Origin of the sequence: Enterococcus sp. DIV1444a (assembly GCF_051712125.1) — a bacterium.
Lineage (GTDB): Bacteria > Bacillota > Bacilli > Lactobacillales > Enterococcaceae > Enterococcus > Enterococcus faecalis.
In genome coordinates, this window is record NZ_JBIOOG010000001.1 from 2,084,274 (window position 1) to 2,102,294 (window position 18,021).

The 18,021-nt window shown below is 37.3% G+C and carries 15 protein-coding genes and 1 tRNA gene; 4 read left to right on the forward strand and 12 right to left on the reverse strand.

Annotated elements, in window-relative coordinates; genetic code table 11:
- Positions 1-52 precede the first annotated feature (52 nt).
- From IGI87_RS09990 to IGI87_RS10000, 3 genes are all read right to left on the reverse strand, one after another.
- Entirely contained in the window at positions 53-4,351 is a 4,299-nt protein-coding gene (locus tag IGI87_RS09990; protein ID WP_438736886.1) for a bacterial Ig-like domain-containing protein, read from the reverse strand.
- 175 nt (positions 4,352-4,526) lie between these two features.
- The gene (locus tag IGI87_RS09995; protein WP_438736888.1) at positions 4,527-5,858 is read right to left on the reverse strand and encodes a hypothetical protein; all 1,332 of its coding nucleotides are present in this window, start codon (positions 5,856-5,858) and stop codon (positions 4,527-4,529) included.
- A gap of 112 nt (positions 5,859-5,970) precedes the next feature.
- The gene (locus IGI87_RS10000) at positions 5,971-6,522 is read right to left on the reverse strand and encodes a helix-turn-helix domain-containing protein (RefSeq protein WP_438736890.1); all 552 of its coding nucleotides are present in this window, start codon (positions 6,520-6,522) and stop codon (positions 5,971-5,973) included.
- Positions 6,523-6,735: 213 nt separating this feature from the next.
- Here IGI87_RS10000 and IGI87_RS10005 point away from each other — a divergent pair, with 213 nt between their 5' ends.
- Positions 6,736-7,443, forward strand: coding sequence for an AzlC family ABC transporter permease (locus tag IGI87_RS10005; protein WP_438736893.1), 708 nt, complete (start codon positions 6,736-6,738; stop codon positions 7,441-7,443).
- Positions 7,430-7,756, forward strand: coding sequence for an AzlD domain-containing protein (locus IGI87_RS10010; RefSeq protein WP_113794457.1), 327 nt, complete (start codon positions 7,430-7,432; stop codon positions 7,754-7,756). Before IGI87_RS10005 ends, IGI87_RS10010 begins: the two co-directional genes overlap by 14 nt.
- 50 nt (positions 7,757-7,806) lie before the next feature.
- Here the strand turns inward: IGI87_RS10010 and IGI87_RS10015 are convergent.
- Positions 7,807-7,879: transfer RNA gene (locus IGI87_RS10015), tRNA-Thr, on the reverse strand.
- Between the two features lie 158 nt (positions 7,880-8,037).
- Between IGI87_RS10015 and IGI87_RS10020 the strand changes: the two genes are divergently transcribed.
- The gene (locus IGI87_RS10020) at positions 8,038-8,274 is read left to right on the forward strand and encodes a hypothetical protein (protein ID WP_002381528.1); all 237 of its coding nucleotides are present in this window, start codon (positions 8,038-8,040) and stop codon (positions 8,272-8,274) included.
- Positions 8,275-8,347: 73 nt separating this feature from the next.
- Here the strand turns inward: IGI87_RS10020 and IGI87_RS10025 are convergent, their stop codons facing one another.
- From IGI87_RS10025 to IGI87_RS10060, 8 genes are all read right to left on the reverse strand, one after another.
- Entirely contained in the window at positions 8,348-8,620 is a 273-nt protein-coding gene (locus tag IGI87_RS10025; RefSeq protein ID WP_113794459.1) for a SemiSWEET family transporter, read from the reverse strand.
- Positions 8,621-8,725: 105 nt separating this feature from the next.
- Entirely contained in the window at positions 8,726-9,355 is a 630-nt protein-coding gene (gene upp / locus IGI87_RS10030; protein WP_002356624.1) for a uracil phosphoribosyltransferase, read from the reverse strand.
- Between the two features lie 131 nt (positions 9,356-9,486).
- The gene (glyA, locus tag IGI87_RS10035; protein ID WP_002356623.1) at positions 9,487-10,725 is read right to left on the reverse strand and encodes a serine hydroxymethyltransferase; all 1,239 of its coding nucleotides are present in this window, start codon (positions 10,723-10,725) and stop codon (positions 9,487-9,489) included.
- Positions 10,726-10,800: 75 nt separating this feature from the next.
- Complete coding sequence (locus IGI87_RS10040) at positions 10,801-11,823, reverse strand: L-threonylcarbamoyladenylate synthase (RefSeq protein WP_438736896.1); 1,023 nt, start codon at positions 11,821-11,823, stop codon at positions 10,801-10,803.
- Between the two features lie 43 nt (positions 11,824-11,866).
- On the reverse strand, positions 11,867-12,700 hold the full coding sequence (prmC, locus tag IGI87_RS10045) for a peptide chain release factor N(5)-glutamine methyltransferase (RefSeq protein ID WP_104855347.1): 834 nt from the start codon (positions 12,698-12,700) through the stop codon (positions 11,867-11,869).
- On the reverse strand, positions 12,693-13,766 hold the full coding sequence (prfA, locus tag IGI87_RS10050) for a peptide chain release factor 1 (RefSeq protein WP_002356619.1): 1,074 nt from the start codon (positions 13,764-13,766) through the stop codon (positions 12,693-12,695). Before prfA ends, prmC begins: the two co-directional genes overlap by 8 nt.
- A gap of 11 nt (positions 13,767-13,777) precedes the next feature.
- A complete protein-coding gene (locus IGI87_RS10055) occupies positions 13,778-14,362 on the reverse strand; it encodes a thymidine kinase (RefSeq protein ID WP_002356618.1) in 585 nt (194 codons plus the stop codon).
- Positions 14,363-14,599: 237 nt separating this feature from the next.
- Positions 14,600-16,117 carry a flavocytochrome c gene (locus tag IGI87_RS10060; RefSeq protein ID WP_002356617.1) on the reverse strand — a complete coding sequence of 506 codons (1,518 nt, stop codon included), beginning with the start codon at positions 16,115-16,117 and terminating at the stop codon, positions 14,600-14,602.
- Between the two features lie 369 nt (positions 16,118-16,486).
- On the opposite strand from IGI87_RS10060, the gene IGI87_RS10065 reads away from it, so the two are divergent.
- On the forward strand, positions 16,487-17,902 hold the full coding sequence (locus IGI87_RS10065; RefSeq protein ID WP_438736898.1) for a TrkH family potassium uptake protein: 1,416 nt from the start codon (positions 16,487-16,489) through the stop codon (positions 17,900-17,902).
- The last annotated feature ends 119 nt before the right edge of the window (positions 17,903-18,021 follow it).

The window sequence follows — 18,021 nt, forward strand, 5'->3', positions numbered from 1 at the left end:
TTTTAAGCGTGGAACAAAAGTTACTTTAAACTTTCGCCCCACGCTCATTTAATTATCTTCGTTTCTTCTTGATGACTATACCACTAATAATCACGATAAGTAACACAACAAGTCCTAGCACACGATATAGACCATTAATTTGTTCTCCCGTTTTTGGATAACGTCCCTGCTTGTCTGGTTTCACAATGTGTGTGACGTATTGACTACTTTTTATCGTGGTTTGATTCGTTGATGAACTAGTCTGATTGTTCTCATTTTTATCTGGTAGCGGTGTAGGCTTACGATCAATCACATGAACAGTTGCTACTGTCGTCAATTGACGGGGTGTTTCTTTTGAAAACATTGAGAAAAGTTGTGACTGCACCACTGGTTTTGTTTCATTAACTGGCTCAGTGGTATAGGAAATCTGGTACTCTCCTGTTTTCTTTGTATCAACTTCCCCTTTTACTTGAACCTTATCAAAGGATATAGCATGACCGTCACGATCTGTTGCTGAAACGAAATTATCTTCTGGTTTCCAAGAATCACCAACATAAATCGTTGTATCTTTGACCTCTAACTTAGATTGGTCGGGCTTGACGGTCACATGGGCTGTTGCTTCTTTACCTTCGTAACTGTAAATGATTGGATAAACGCCTGCTTTGGTGTTATCAACTTGACCTGAAACAGTGATTTTTGCGAATGGGATATCTTGACCTGTTTTGTCTGTCGCTGAGACGAAATTGTCTTCAGGTTTCCATTCATCGCCGACATAAATCGTTGAATCTTTGACCTCTAACTGACTGTCATCACGGACATGAACGATTGCTTTCGCTTCTTTTGTGCCAGTTTTATAGACAATTTCATAATCGCCTGTTTTATTGACATTCACTGTTCCTTGAACGTCAATTTTTTCAAAAGAAATTTCTTGGCCTGTTTTGTCTGTCGCTGAGACGAAATTGTCTTCAGGTTCCCATTTATCACCAACATAAATCGTTGTATCTTTGACTTCTAACTTAGATTGGTCGGGTTTGACGGTCACATGAACTGTTTCTTCTTTACCTTCGTAACTGTATACGATTGGGTAAACGCCTGCTTTGGTGTTATCAACTTGACCTGAAACAGTGATTTTTGCGAATGGGACATCTTGGCCTGTTTTATCTGTCGCTGAGACGAAATTGTCTTCTGGTTCCCATTTATCGCCCACATAAATCGTTGAATCTTTGACTTGTAAACGACTGTGATCAATTGTTTTAGTTAATGGAATTTTTAGTTGATTGTCTCCTTTGACCAGCTTAATGGCTTTGCCTGTCAAATACTCTTCATCCACGGAATATTCCTGTGGTACATTCGTTACTCGCAAAGTATAATCACCTGTCATGATGGCATCAAAGGAATATTGACCTTTTTCGTTTGTTGTAAATTCGGTTGCTGTATGCGTGACATTATCAATTAGTTCAAAAGAAACCTTGGCAATTGCTTGGTTTTCATCCTCTATGTTATGCGTATAGAATGTGGCAGTTGCTAAATAAACAATACCTTCCGCATCGCCTTCTGAGAATTTCAATGTGATTGGCGTAGTAGTGACTTTTTTCTTGTTAGCAGACATCTGGTCCAATGTTTCAGAGTCGATTGTTGTTTCTGTATAGATTTGGCCAGCGTTTGTAGAAATAGTATTGTATTCAATCGTAATGTTTTCTGTCAATGTATAGTCTTTAAAAATAACTTTCGCACCGTTTGTAGTCTTTTCTAATGAATAAGCATCTTCTGGCACGCCTTTCACGGTAATAGAATTCAAATCGATTTGAGCGTTGGTTGTGCCTTTTGGTGTTAATTCAATCGTTGGATTTTTCACACGATGTGTTTTATTATCAATATTTTTTGTTGTTACTGTTATTTTTGTTACATTTTTTAATGTTGGATTCGCCGCTTGTGTTGCACTCAAAATGTCTAACGCTTCATTTTGAACAGAAACCGAAGCAGACCCTTCATTATTATTCGATTGTGGTTCTTTAGCTGTCCCTGTTATATAAAGAGTCGGCACGTCGATCCAGCCATTGGCATTTTTATACTCAATAATGTAACGTTTGTTGGTTTTTCCAAAATCAAACGTGTAACTATTGGTATTTTCGTCAAAAGTAATCGTTGGGTATCCAGGACTGTCTGGTGACATTGGTTTATCAAAATAATAGCCACGATCCCAGTATTGTGGATAAATTGAATCTACCTGATCGTTTGAAACATCATAAATGTCAAAAAGAACATCGGCGCCAGCTGGAATTTTTGTACGGACGCTTAGTGAGTCAAAAGAATCATTTCGTGCATTGACAAGGAATTGATTTTTACTACTTTGAAGTGTTCGTTCAGAACCACGCTTACTATTAGTAGTTACTGTCGTATCAACTGGAGTTAAACCTTCAGCACTCATTGTTATCGGTATCGTATCGACTGGGATACTTTTATCTTTTGGCAAACTATCTGGCACATAATTAAAACCAATTGGAATTTGGATTTCATTGGTTATTGGCGTAGTGAACTTAATAACTGAACCATCTGACGTTGGCGTTACTGTATAATCCGTTCCTAACTTGTAATAAAAATAAATTTCTTTTGTAGCTCGTAATGAAAGATAATTAGGATGCTTTACTTTAATTTCTAAATTTTGAATCGGTGTCTCTTTGCTTCCCATAACTGAGACAGTTGTTCTCGATGAATAGGCACCATTTTGATCATAATTACCCCAAGCAGTTTCAGCATTCAAAGGATTAACAACACTAATTGGTTCAATATATTGATCGGATACTAATTGAATGGCTTTATTGGGACCAATTACAGGTGTACTTAATGATAGATTAATGTCCTTCTTGTCAAAATCCATTGTTAAATCAGAAATATTTATTCTTAAATAGCTATCTTTTGTGGCCGTTAAGATGAGCTTGCCACCTTCAGTTTTAATATCAAAATAGTCTTCCAATTTTACATTTTCATATAAAGGACCATACGCCGTAAATTTAGGATTCTTAATTTCTTGACCGTTTGTACTCTCTAATACGATTTGTTGACCCACTTTTGTTTCTGTTAACGTGCCATAAATTGTTACATAATATTTCCCTTTGCTTTGAAAACTGATATAGGACATACTACGCATTTCACGATCAGCAATTACTTTACTTGTTTGACTCGTCTTAGCAGTAAAATCGGTTGTTTGTTTAGATCCTGTCGTACTTTTCAAAGAAATTGAACCAATTTTTGTTGTTGGATACTGCTGCGAATATAAGTAGTTATAGTCCGAAACACTCTCTAAATAAATTGTCCGATTAATCGATAAGGAATAAGCTTTTTGTTGATCCATGTTTGGAACAGTTACAGCAATCCGCCCGAGTGAATTATCGCTTAATGTATAATCTTTGCCAGGTGTTAACAGGGTTTGTGTTTCTGGTAAAATTTGACCATTAATGTCGACATCGTAACTGAAAACTTGAGGTTCCAAGTTATCTTGTTTTCCAAAGACAGCGCCTGGCGTCTCTGTTGTTAATAATTCTAATGTTTGATTGCCAGTTAACGTCCGGTCTAAATTATAAAAAATTTCGCCATCTAACCCTGTCGTTCTGGTTCGTTCGTTATATTGAATTGGTTCTACTTGTTCATATAAATCAAACGAGTAGGTTTTTTTATTTTTTCCTGGAGTTTCAATTTTGATTAATGGTTCCGCCTCTGTTGTTAGATAACTTTTTAGTTCTACTTTAAAGGAGGTATCCGAAACTCGCTGATTAAACGTAATACTTAATGTTTTGGTTGCCGCATTGACTGCCCAAGTTGCGCCAATGCCTGTCACTTCTCCGCTGACAGTTGAATAACCTAAATGTTCTGGTAATTGAACTGTATAAACTGATCCAGGTGCATAGCCCGTGTTGCCAACAGCAAATTGGAACGTAGCGGTTACCGGTGTTGTATTTAATTCGCGGTGAACCTCTGTTTGGCTGTATTCTGTTCCACCAATCGGCGCAAGACTCATACTGTCAAGTAGTTCATCTGTAATTGACGCTTGAACATCTGGTAGGGCTTTTTCATTAAGTGAGGTGTCCTCCGTTGTTTGTTGTTCAGCTGGTTTAACAGCATCACTGGCAGCTGTTGTGTTCGCCTCTGTGGTTTGCGATTCAGTTGTTGCAGTTGGTTGATTCATTTCTGAAGTAGTCGTTGGTGCTAAAGGTAAAGCTGGTGTTGTGTTCGGTAATTCTGTCTCTTTTTCTGCTGTATCAGTGGTCTCTGTTTGTGCTTCTGTCGTTGTTACAGCATAGGCATTTACGGCAAAACCGAAATTTTGTGCGAGAAGTATACTTAACATCACAAAAGAAAAAGTTTTTTTCTTCATACTAATCCCCTTTCAATAAAATTCATATAACCTAATAATAGCTTGTTAAAAATGAAACAATTGCTTAATTTTTTTTGAATCTTCGAAAAAAAAAAACATCTTTTCATAAAAAAATACTTGGAAAATCAGCCACAATCACTGTTTTTCCAAGTATTTTTTTATGAATATTTGTAAATTATCGTTTCTTTTGACGAAAAACGACCACGAAATAAACTGCAATAAACAATAACACTAAGAGCGAATTACTATTTTTAATGAAAGTTAAAAATTGACTTGTTTGCGTCGAAATGCCTTTGCCGCCAGTTAATTCTAATAAAAATTGTGTCGTGCCACCTTTGCCTACTACAGTGACTAACATAAGCGCCATCAAAATAAATTGATGGAATAAACTTCCTTTTGTTTGTGTTGTATATTTGATAAGGATGCGGCTATCTTTTGGCAAATCTGTCTCTTGATAATATCGCCTAGCTAAAAAGCTGTTCAATGTGCTTTTGAAAAAACTCAAGAGAAACAGGCCTAAAATAGTCCACGAAGTAAGAAGTAATATTCCCAAACTTCCCGCCAGCCCTAGCATTGGTACATTGTTTGACCATTGTTTCGTTTTACTAGCTACAATCATTGCAAAAATCATCCCTAAAACATAAGGTAAATAGAGATAGATGACCATCTGAGCTCTGCCATAAACTCCTGCAACATAAATGGAACCAAATAAAAATAAATAGTTCCCGACAATCCCGTTAATCAAGGTCGCAAGATTCATTTCTAACGACACTTTATACGCGCCGCGTTTGCCATAATGACTAACGAAAAGGACAGCCACCACAAAGAAACAGCAGGCGCCAACAATCGCATAATCAAATTCCACCGCATTCGTTAATAAGCGGCCACTTCTTAATAAGAGTAATAACACAAAAAAGATAACAAACAGAATTAATTCTTTACGTGAAACTTCTGCTGATTCTTCTTCCAGCTCGTTTAATGAAACAGGATAGCTCTTGATTGCTATTAAAGCAACCAGAAAATAGAGAGCGTACACCAATAACGCCAGTCCAATCTCAGCCGCTTTAAAAAATAAAGCGCCAAATAAAACAGCGGTCAATAAGACTGTCGTAAAAAGGTTGCTGTGACTGATTTTTTGACCTTCTTCTTTCAAGAAAAAGCGAATTGATTGACTACTTGGTGGCAACAACGCCCCACTAAGTCCTAACAACATTCCTGAAATGCTATAAAGAGGGAAAGAAAAAGCGCCGACGATCCCAATTAAGGAGCCTGCCAAGCCTAACAAGAGAGAAATCTTTAGTAGACCTAGACTAGTTAAAGACAAATTAATTCCTCGAACCAGAAAGATGCCTGTCATACGCAATGTATAAAATAAGACAAATGGTAAAATTGTTAGAAGGTTGTGTCCATCACTCAATTGAATGTAAAGTAAATAAGGCACAACAATAATCGTATTACTTAGTAAACTTAATGCTGTATTACCAAGACTTTCAATTTTTTTATTCATTTTGACCTCTTCTTTTATCTTTCATTTTCTATTATTTTTAGGGTAGCATTGTTTACTTTTTTTGTCCATAAAATAACAGATGAAGCAATTTCCTAATGTTTATTTTCCACTGTTACGTATAATAGTTAATGACGACTGCTTGGACTTTCTCTGTTCCATCATTTATATACGTGTGTACTTGATTAGCATCAAAATACATAGCGGCGTCTTTTGGAAGAAGGTATCTCTGACCGCCCACTTCAATAGCTAATGTTCCTTGAATAACCATGACATACTCTGTCGAACGTTTTGAATGCCCAACAGCTTGATACTTTTTCCCTGAATCTAATTCAAACTGAAAGAGTTCAAAGTTTCTTTCTTGGTTGTCTGAGTAGTAATTAAAGACTCGATAGGAGTGATCTTCAGAATGTTGTGTTACCGTCTCAGTTTTTTTAACCACGGGATTTTCTTTAACATAGTCATATTCTAATAAATACGTATATGGAACATTGAGTCCATTACTTATTTTCCAAATTGTATTTATGGTAGGGTTGGTGGTTCCTTTTTCAATCTGCGAAAGCATCCCTTTACTCACCCCTGTTAACCCAGCTAGTTCATCTAACGTAAGTTTTTTTTCTTGTCTAATTTTTTTTAAATTATTGCCAATAATTGTATTAATCTCCAAAATAGTTACTCCTTCTGTTTCTTTTTATCATCCAAAAGTTTAATATATTGAACAAAAGTATTCTTTATTGTATTATACAATATATATCTTAGTTGTTCAAAAGGAGTGGTTAATAATGAAAACGCTCATTCGCTCGTTGTGTCTCATTATCGAAGGTCTAGATTTTCATACACACGTGTTTAAATTTTATACAGAAAGAAGGAAAAAAAGAGAATGAACCACCAATTAGATGCACGCACTGGCATTCGTGAAGCCTTGCCAACGGTTTTTGGCTATATTGGTATTGGCATTGCTTTTGGTATCGTCGGACAAGCAGCAGGTTTTTCCCCTCTTATTGTTAGTGCGATGTCGTTTTTTATTTTTGCAGGATCTGCTCAGTTTGTAACAGTTAGTATGTTGACTGGCGGCAGCCCTATCTTATCTATTGTGTTAGCGACTTTCTTAGTAAATGCGCGTATGATTCTTATGGGAATGACCATTGCACCTTACTTTAAAGCCGAATCTCTCGGTAAAAATCTCTGGTTGGGAACCTTACTGACGGATGAAAGTTTTGCACTAGGAATGAATAAATTAAATCACACCAAAGGACGTTTAAGTTTTGAGTGGTTTAATGCTGCCAATTTAATTTCCTATGCGACTTGGGTTTTTTCGACGATCATCGGTACCTATCTAGGGCGCTTTATTGCAAATCCTCAAGCACTAGGTCTTGAGTTTGCGGTTGTGGCTATGTTCATTGGTTTACTTTATCTGCAGATAATTAGTGATCGTTCCATGAAAATCGCTTTACAACTCATCATGGTCCTGATTACTTTTGGTTTGATGTCTATTGGTCTAATTTTTATTCCCAGTAATTTAATTGTCTTAGTTGTCACGTTAATCGGTTGTGGAATAGGAGTGATGATCAAACATGCCTTCTTCTGAGTATCTCTTTTTAACAATTTTAGGCTGTACCGCTGCAACTTGGCTTTCAAGAATACTGCCATTTTTACTTTTAAAAAAAGTCAGCCTGCCACAGAAATTATTAGAATATCTAAGTTTTGTTCCCATTGTGATTATGTCCGCCTTATGGTTTAGTAGCTTATTTGAACAAAGAATGGGGCATTTACCAAGCCTCAATCTTCCTTATTTATTTGCTTCATTCCCTACCATTTTAGCCGCAATACTTACTAAAAACTTATTGATTATTGTAATTGTAGGTATTGCTTCATTTGCACTAATCCAAAATTTTATCTAAAAAAAACAGACAGGCACTACCAGATGGTAGTGCCTGTCTGTTTTTTTTGATGCCAGCTGCAGGGATCGAACCTGTGACCTACGCGTTACGAGTGCGTTGCTCTACCAACTGAGCTAAGCTGGCCTGAAACAAGTCTATTATAGGACTTTCTACTTTATTTGTAAAGTCTGTTTGTTATTTATTTATGCAAAATCTCCTTAAAATAAGCTAAATAGCGACTTTACAAACTTTTTTCTGAAAATGTGGTATAATAGAGATATCAAGAAAGGATGGTTTTTTGTATGTCAAATTTTAATGGTATGGTTACTCCTGTTGTTCCATCGGATGCTGGTAAGGATTTCGCCGTTGACACCCATGTTACTTTTCTTGTTCACGGACAGCCACAAACAGGCGTTGTTACGAAACAATTAAAAAATGCCGCTGTCGTCGAAATTGACGAAACGCAAAAAAACAATCACTTAATGGTGCACAGCAATGGTGTGATTGTTATTAATTACAAACAATTGAAAAAGATTTAATTCTTCAAGCGTGGGAAATTTCCCCCGCTCTTTTTTATGTACAGAATTGGAATACTTTCCAATTCGTCTAAAACTATACTGCTGTAATAAAAGCAAAAAAACCAAAAATAATTCCGGGCACATTAGCAAAAATAATAGACTTATCTCGTGTTTCTCCATCATCTCCATATAACCCATGAATCGTCCAAAAAATACAATTAATCATTGCAACTAATGGTTGCGTCGGATTACCCTTTTCCCCATGTAAATTTCCATAAATTTGCGGAATATACGAAACATACATTAAAACTGACATCACACTAGCAATCACAGCGATAGCGTGTAAGACTTTTTTATTCTTTTTCATAGCTACTCCTTTGTTTTTTTATTTTTTATTATACACCTAGAAAAGTTCTTTAAGCAAAAGAAAACCGTTAGTAACCATAATCGGTTATCTAACGGTCTTTTGTTATTATTTTGTTCCGAATAAACGGTCACCAGCATCCCCTAAACCAGGAACGATATAGCCGTCTTCGTTTAAGCGCTCATCTAAAGCTGCTGTATAAATATCTACATCTGGGTGCGCTTCTTGTAAAGCTTTCACACCTTCTGGAACGGCCACTAGACATACAAATTTAATGTTGCTAGCACCACGTTCTTTTAATGAATCGATGGCCATAATTGCGGAACCACCTGTTGCTAGCATTGGGTCAACAACAAATAATTGACGACTTGCAATATCTTCAGGTAATTTCACAAAGTATTCATGTGGTTGCAATGTTTCTTCATCACGGTAAAGTCCAACGTGTCCAACTTTCGCTGCTGGAATTAATTCTAAAATCCCATCAACCATGCCAATGCCGGCACGTAAAATAGGAATGATTGCTACTTTTTTTCCTGAAAGTGTTTTTTGTGTTGATTTACCCATCGGTGTTTCGATGACAACATCCTCTAAAGGCATATCCCGTGATACTTCATAAGCCATTAACATAGCAATTTCGTTGACAACTTCGCGGAAAACCTTTGTCCCACAGTTCTTTTCGCGAATCATTGTTAGTTTGTGTTGAATTAGCGGATGATCAATTACTTGAAATTTTCCCATATCTATTCTCCTTCATTATTTTATTCTTTCTTATTGTAAAACAAAAGAGCCTAGGACACAAGTTGAATTCCTTAAATCCTAAGCTCCGACTCTTATTTGTTCAGAGAATCGCGCTTCAGCTATCTCTGATGTTAGTTATATAATGGATATTTTTTTGTTAGCGCTGCTACAGCTGCTTTGACTTCATCATGAACTGCTGTATTTTCTGGATCTTTTAAAACTTGAACGATTAATTTGGCAACTTCTACCGCATCTTCTTCTTTAAAACCACGTGAAGTGATCGCAGGCGTTCCAATACGGATACCACTTGTTTTAAATGGACTTAATTGTTCAAACGGAATTGAATTTTTATTAACAGTGATATTTACACTATCTAAAATAGCTTCTGCTTCTTTTCCGTTTAACCCAAAACCTGTCACTTCGATCAGTAATAAGTGGTTGTCTGTTGCCCCACTAATTAAACGAGCTTCTGGCGCTTGATTGAAAACTTTTGTCATCGCTTGCGCATTTGCAATCACTTGCTGACTATATTCAGCAAAACTTGGATCCAATGCTTCTTTAAAAGCTGCGGCTTTTCCAGCAATCACATGTTCCAATGGTCCACCTTGAATGCCTGGGAAAATACTACTATTTACTTTTTTCGCCAATTCTTCGCTATTTGTCAAAATTAAACCGCCACGAGGACCACGCAATGTTTTATGTGTCGTACTTGTTACAATATCAGCATACGGAACTGGATTTGGGTGTAACCCTGAAGCTACCAAGCCTGCAATATGCGCCATATCAACCATTAACTTGGCATCTACTTCATCAGCGATTTCACGGAAACGTTTGAAGTCAATCGTCCGTGAATACGCACTTGCGCCAGCAACAATTAGTTTTGGACGATGTTCTCTTGCTAAAATTCGCACGACATCGTAATCGATTACTTCTGTTGAAGGATCCACTCCATAACTGACAAAATTATAGGTTTTTCCACTAAAGTTAACGGGCGAACCATGTGTTAAGTGACCACCAGCTGATAAATCCATCCCCAAAATGGTATCACCTGGTTCAACCAATGAAAGGTATGCCGCTGTGTTGGCTTGAGAACCTGAATGGGCTTGTACATTCGCGAATTTTGCGCCAAATAATTCTTTGGCACGATCAATAGCTAAATTTTCTACGATGTCGATAAATTCACAACCACCATAGTACCGTTTGCCAGGGTAACCTTCTGCGTATTTATTCGTTAAAATACTTCCTTGGGCAGCCATAACCGCTTTTGACACAACATTCTCAGATGCGATTAGTTCCAAGTTATTTTCTTGGCGCTCTTCTTCTCTTGCAATTGCATTCCATAAATCTGGGTCATACGTTTTGTAATCCATTCAAACAACACTCCATTTTGTTTTCTTTTGTCTGATTGTATCATACTTCTGTGTCAGCTTCGTTACAAATACCTCTTATTTTTCAAAAAATTTTTGATTAGCTGATTTTTTCAAGCGATTCATGTAAGCAGTGCCTAAACCAGTTTCTGCAAATCCTTGTGCAAAAATTGTGGTAGCTCCTTGCTCATCTAACGCTCTTAACCCTGCAAATAGTTCTTTTGTGGCGTTTTCAACCGTTTCTGTGCCATAAGAATAAACAAATACATTTTCTGTATCTAGTTGTGCTGCCTGCTCATCACTTAAAAATAAGCCGATTTTTTGCTTTTGTTCTTTTGCTTGTCGAATCGCCGCTTGCCAGTCTGCTGTTTGACCGCTTATAATCCAAACTTCCGCATCAGGAGAATAGTGTTTGTATTTCATCCCTGGCGCTTTGGGTGCTGTAGTTTCACTAATCAAATGTGTATCGATTTTCACTTGGGGAATAATGCTTTCCAACTGCTCTTTGGTAATTGCTCCTGGTCGTAAAATAACTGGCACACCATCTTCCGACGTTAAATCTAAGACCGTTGATTCCACCCCAATCTGTGTTGGGCCATCATCTAATATAGCAGCAATTTTCCCCTGCAAATCATGATAAACATGCTCTGCAGATGTTGGACTAGGCTTGCCAGAAGTGTTCGCACTTGGTCCGACCAATGGAACATTGGCTTGTTCAATCAAGGCTAAGGTCGCTTGGTTATCTGGCATACGAAAAGCGACTGTCTCTAAACCACCTGTTACTGTTTTAGAAAATGTATCGCTAGGCACATTAAATATTAAAGTTAATGGTCCCGGCCAAAAGGCAGACACCAATTTTGTAGCGACTTCTGGTAAGGTCGCTACATATTTTTTGACCATTTCAACGTTGTTCACATGAACAATCAATGGATTATCACTGGGACGGCCTTTTACTTGGTAAACTTTTTTTACTGCCGCTTCATTTAAGGCATCGGCACCTAAGCCATAAACAGTTTCTGTTGGAAAAGCCACTAGCTCGCCTGCTTGAATGGCTGCTGCTGCTTGGGCTATTTCTTGTTTGGTTAATTTTTTTGTTTCCATTGCAAATCGCTCCTTCTAGAAAAGTGGCGACGAAGAGCCTTGGTTATTCGGCTATCGCGAGACGATCGTTGCCAGATAAATCTTTTTCAATTTGAATTGTTTTTTGTGGATAGGCGGCGCTCAATAATGCTTGGAGGGCCGCGCCTTGTTGAAACCCTATTTCAAAATAAATTTTACCATCTGCTTTAAGCATCGTTTGACTTTCATGAATTAATTGTTGGTATAAGGCCAAACCGTTATTTTCAGCGAATAAAGCGGTTTTAGGTTCATACGTTCGGACACTTGCATCCATTAAAGGCCATTCTTGTTCACTAATATAGGGCGGATTAGAAATAAGCAGATCAATTTTTTCAGAAGCAACTGGCTGTAAGCCATTCCCCTGATAAAATTCGATGCCAGCACCTAATGCTTGCGCGTTTTGTTTAGCGACAGTCAACGCTTCCTCTGAAAGATCAATGGCAATAACTCGCCAGTTGGGCCGTGCCAGTTTCAAGCTAATCGCAATGGCCCCGGTCCCTGTTCCGACATCCACGACCGTCAAAGGAGTATCTGGATTGGCTTTTAAGCAACGCTCGACTAATTCTTCTGTTTCTGGTCTAGGAATCAAAGTATGTTCATTAACAATAAAGGAATGTCCATAAAATTCAGCTTGTCCTAGTAAGTATTGTGCTGGGTAATCTGTCAATAATTGGGCTAAATCCGTTTTTAATTGTTCCTCTTCTTCTTTGGGCATTTCTTCTTGCATGTGCAGGAGCCACTGCGTTTTATCCCAACCTTTACGTTCTAAAAAAACATAGCGAATAGCATAACCTTCTTTGCCTTGCGCCTCTAAAAAAGAAGAAGCCCAGTTAAGGACTTCAAAGTAACGTTTAGCCATTTTGCATCTCTTCTAATTTCGATGTTTGATCATATAAAACTAATGCATCAATGATTTCGTCTAATTTACCAGCAAGAATCTGGTCTAGTTTTTGGATGGTTAAACCAATACGATGATCCGTTACTCGATTTTGTGGGAAGTTATACGTTCTGATTCGTTCTGAACGATCTCCAGTCCCCACCGCCGATTTACGGTTAGCATCATATTCACTTTGTGCTTCTTGTTGAATTTGGTCATACACACGCGCACGCAAAACTTTCATTGCTTTTTCACGGTTTTTTAGCTGTGAACGTTCATCTTGCATTGCGACCACGATTCCTGTTGGTAAATGGGTTAATCGAACAGCCGAAGCGGTTTTATTGACGTGCTGTCCACCAGCGCCACTTGCATGATAAATATCAACACGGATATCTTTATCAGCTAATTCGATTTCGACTTCTTCGGCTTCCGGCATGACTACAACGGTTGCTGTCGATGTATGAATCCGTCCTTGTGATTCTGTTGAAGGAACTCGTTGCACGCGGTGAGCACCACTTTCGTATTTTAATTTTGAAAAGACGTTATCTCCTGAAATCATCATAATTACTTCTTTATATCCACCGATTCCAGTGACATTTGCTTCTAAAACTTCCGCTTTCCACCCTTGTGCTTCTGCATATTTTTGGTACATATTAAATAAGTCGCCAGCAAAAAGTGCGGCTTCATCGCCACCGGCTGCACCACGGATTTCCATGATGATATTTTTATCATCATTTGGGTCTTTTGGTAATAATAAAATTTTAATGCGGTCTTCTAACACTTCTTTTTCTTTTTTCAAATCAGAAAGTTCTTCTTTCGCCATTTCGGCCATTTCCGCATCTAAGTTTTCACTTAAAAGTTCTTCGGCATCGCTAATCCCTTCAACAACTTGTTTATATCGGCGATAAACCTCAACCGTCTCACGTGTATTAGCTTCTTCCTTCGATAATTCCATGAAACGTTTTGTATCGCTAATGACTGCTGGGTCGCTTAATAATTCGCCCAATTCCTCATAGCGATCTTCAATAGATTGTAATTGATCGTACATAGTGTCTCTCCTTACTGTTCTTCATTCACTGTTTTTGGATGAAAATAATGTTTGCGACAAACAGGATAGTAGGCTTCATTCCCACCAATTTGGACTTGATCCCCTTCATAAACGGGTTTGCCATCAATATAATGCAAGTTCATAGTTGCTTTTTTATGACAGAACCAGCAAATCGTTTTTAATTCTTCTAATTTGTCTGCATATAAAAGTAAATACTTTGAACCTTCAAATAATTCATTTCTAAAATCATTCTTTAGCCCAAATGCCATTACTGGAATATCTAATTCGTCAACAATTCGTGCAAATTCAATGACATGATGCTTGTTTAAAAATTGACATTCATCGACTAATACGCAAAAAGGTTTGTAAGACAAATCATTAATCAAGTCAAAGACATTGGTTTCTTCAAAAATTGGAATAGCATCTCTGCGTAATCCGATGCGACTGGATACTTTCCCGACACCATCACGTGTATCTAGTCCACTGGTCATCAAAACAACTGGTTTGTCTTGTTCTTCGTAATTGTGTGCTACTTTTAAGATTTCAATGGTTTTACCACTGTTCATTGCGCCATACTTGAAAAATAATTGAGCCATGTTCACTACACCTTTCCGTTAGTTCCTTACGTATTTTACTATATTTTCAGCAAAAAAGCAGTATTTTTAGCTAAAATGGTCGTGCATTTTTCTGAAAAAAACAGAATCTACGCCAAAGTCATTTTAGCAGGGTGGTTTATACTCCAACCAATGATCCTGCTAGTGAGCAATAAAAAAGCCCGAAATTGTAATTATTTGACTACAATTTCAGACTTTTTAATTCTAGTTATTTACCCTTTATTTTTGAGCAGAGGCAAATTCTGCTGATTGCGTACCTGCTTGACGACCATAAATGATAATATCGGCGATGGCATTGCCTCCGATACGGTTTTGGCCATGTAAGCCGCCTGTTAATTCACCAGCAGCATATAGACCTTTAATTGGTGTGCCATCTTCACGTAAAACTTCTGTTTTCGTATTGATTTTCACGCCACCCATTGTGTGGTGAATCCCTGGTGCAATTTTAATTGCGTAGTAAGGCGCTGTGCTTAAGTCAGCTTCCATGCCAGTTGTCCGGCCAAATTGTTTGTCATCTTTGGCATTAACATCTTGGTTCCAAGTGTCAATCGTTGCTTTCAATGTATCGGCAGGCATGCCAATTTTTTCAGCTAATTCTTCAATCGTTTCACCTTTTTCCACGAAACCTTTTTGATCATAGAAATCAATGGCTTTTGCACGGTCGCGAACGCCTTGGTCAAAGACTAAATAAGCTGATTTTTCTGGTAAGGCATTGATTGCTGCAGAAACTTTGTCACGTGTATCTAACTCATTAACAAAACGTTCTCCTTTTTGAGAAGCCAAGATTGCGCCTTCTCCACGAACTGCTTCACCAATTAAGAAAGCATCGCTTTGTTGAACAGTTGGGTGAATTTGAATTTCTTTCATATCCACTAACGCACCGCCAACTTTTTGAATCATTTGGATACCGTCACCTGTTGTTCCTTCTTGGTTCGTTGTAACATAGTTTTTCAATTCTGGTTTGTATTGTGTAATTAATTTTTCGTTGGCACCGAAACCACCTGTTGTGACAACGACTGCTTTTGCTTTAACTGTTTTTTCTTTATCATCTTTCATTTTCACTTTTACGCCATCAATTTGACCGTTTTCTTCAACTAAGTCTGTGACGTCAGCATCAACAAACAATGGAATTTTTTCTTCGCGAACGTTACGTACTAAACCGTCAACGAGATAGCCCCCAATTGCTGATCCGTCAGCAGGTCGGTGTGTGCGTTTTTCGCTCATTCCACCTGTAATCGTTAAATTGCTCAATGTAATTCCTTTTGTATCTAACCAATCAATTGCTTCAGCTGAATGATCAACAAAATAACGTAGTAATTCTTGATCGTTGGTTCCTTTACCGCCTTTTAGTGTTTCTTCAAAGAATTTATCGTTGCTATCTTTAATGCCTTCTTTTTCTTGGAATTTTGTTTGTGAAGCATTCATTCCTGAAGACGATTTAATTGTATTCCCACCTGCAACAGGCATTTTTTCTAAAATAACTGGATTCATGCCAGCTTCTTTGGCTTGTAATGCAGCGGTCATCCCCGCACCACCTGAACCAACAATAACAACATCATAACTGTCTTTTAGTTCACTTGGATCTGTATAACCATTAGCAGAGGCACCAGATGTTGCTTCTGTTTTTTCAGAAGATGCTTTTGTTTTACCAGCGGCTTTTTCTTGATCGCTTGTACAACCTGTTGCTGCACCTAATAATAACCCTAGGGAAAGAACTCCCATTAACACTTTTTTCATTGTTTTCCCACCTTATAAACTATTGATTTCTACCAACACAATTTCTTATTTTTCATTTGAATAAAAATAACAGTTTGTTACATAAAGTGAACACATTCACATATCAACCGAAATAAAAAAGCTACCACTACTTTTTAAAGTTGTATCGTTAGACAAACTGACCAATTATTAATAAGTTGTTTGGGGAACAACCTATTTTTCTATTCTTTCATAAAATATCATGTTCTCGCTTGTTTGTGGATGTTTTCCAATTATTTCTAACGAATTTCTTATTTTTATTTGTCATTTCAAGGATTTTCTGGCAGAATTATTCGTTTGAGGCGAAAAGTTTTGGTATACTTAGTTTAATTAGAATTGGGAGGTTATCTAGTGAACCATACACGTTTGCTGTGGCTGGCACAGCGAAAAAGCGATCGATTTATTCGCAAAAATTTTTCATCTATTCAAATCATCGTCGCTTATTACATATTAATGACGGTTATTTCTTATTTATTATTTTGCCTCCCTATTTTCAGAGAACCTGACTCGCATGTTCCTTTTATTGATTTGTTTTTCTTAGCAATCAGCACAGTCAGTGTTACCGGACTCACCACAGTCGATATTAATTCGATTTTTAATGATCGTGGGATTGTCTTATTGGAGGTTCTTTTCCAAGTTGGTGGCTTAGGGATTATGATGATTTCAACGGTCTTTTTTATTTTATCAAAACGGCGAATCACATTAAAGCAACGTCAGTTAATTATGACTGACATGAATCAACCACGACTGAGCGGAATTGTTCGACTGATCCGAACCACTTTTTTGATTTTAATTTGGTTCCAAGTAATCTTCGGTTCGCTCTTTTCGATTTATTTTTATATAAGTGGTTATTATACGAACTGGCGAGATGCAATATTTTATGGATTTTATCAAGCTATTTCTGCAGTGACTAATTCAGGCTTTGATATTTCAGGTGATTCAATTATCCCTTTTGCTCATGATTATCTCTTTTTACTAGCAATTATGTTCTTAATTTTTATTGGCGGGATTGGATTTCCCGTTTTACTGGAAATTCATGAATGGTTGCATTTTAAGAAAAAGAATTTTCGTAAGAAGAAACGAGGCTTGCCTTTCCGCTTTTCTTTATTTAGTAAAATTGCTTTACTAGCGTTTATCGTTCTGTTTATTGGCGGGACTATTTTGATTTACTTATTAGAAAAAGAGCACCTATTTTTGACAATGAATGAAAGTGGCCGTTGGGTAAGTTCGATGTTTTATTCGATGACTACACGAAACGCTGGCCTCCAAATTAATGATTTAGGAGACTTCCAAATTACAACGTTGATTATTTTTTCTGTGTTAATGTTTATTGGCTGTAGTCCGAGCTCTGTTGGTGGTGGTGTTCGAACAACGACTGTTGCGATTATTGGCTTGTATTTGTTAGCCTTTTTAAAAAGTGAAGATGATATTAGCGTCTTTAGCCGTAAAATAGATGACGATGATGTCAAAAAATCGATTGTCGTCTTCATGTTATCTTTGATTATGTGCTTTTTCGCTGTCGTCTTTTTGTCAGCCACTGAAAATCTTCCCTTGATTTCAATCATTGTGGAAGTCGCTTCTGCCTTTGGAACAACCGGTCTTTCTTTAGGCATTACAGATGATTTAACAACAATAGGTAAATTAATGATTGCTTTATTAATGTTTATTGGACGGATCGGTATGCTTTATACCTTAATGATTTTTGTACCAAAAGAAACACGTGACTTAGGTTACGAATACCCATCAGAAAAAATTATTATTGGATAAAAAAGAGGTCGGGACAGAAGTGTTTAACTCCGAGAAATAAGAAGGAATTTCCGAAAATTGTTCTTTAATTTTTGGAGAATTTCGGCTTATTTCCGAAGGAGTTGCTTCTGTTTCCGCCG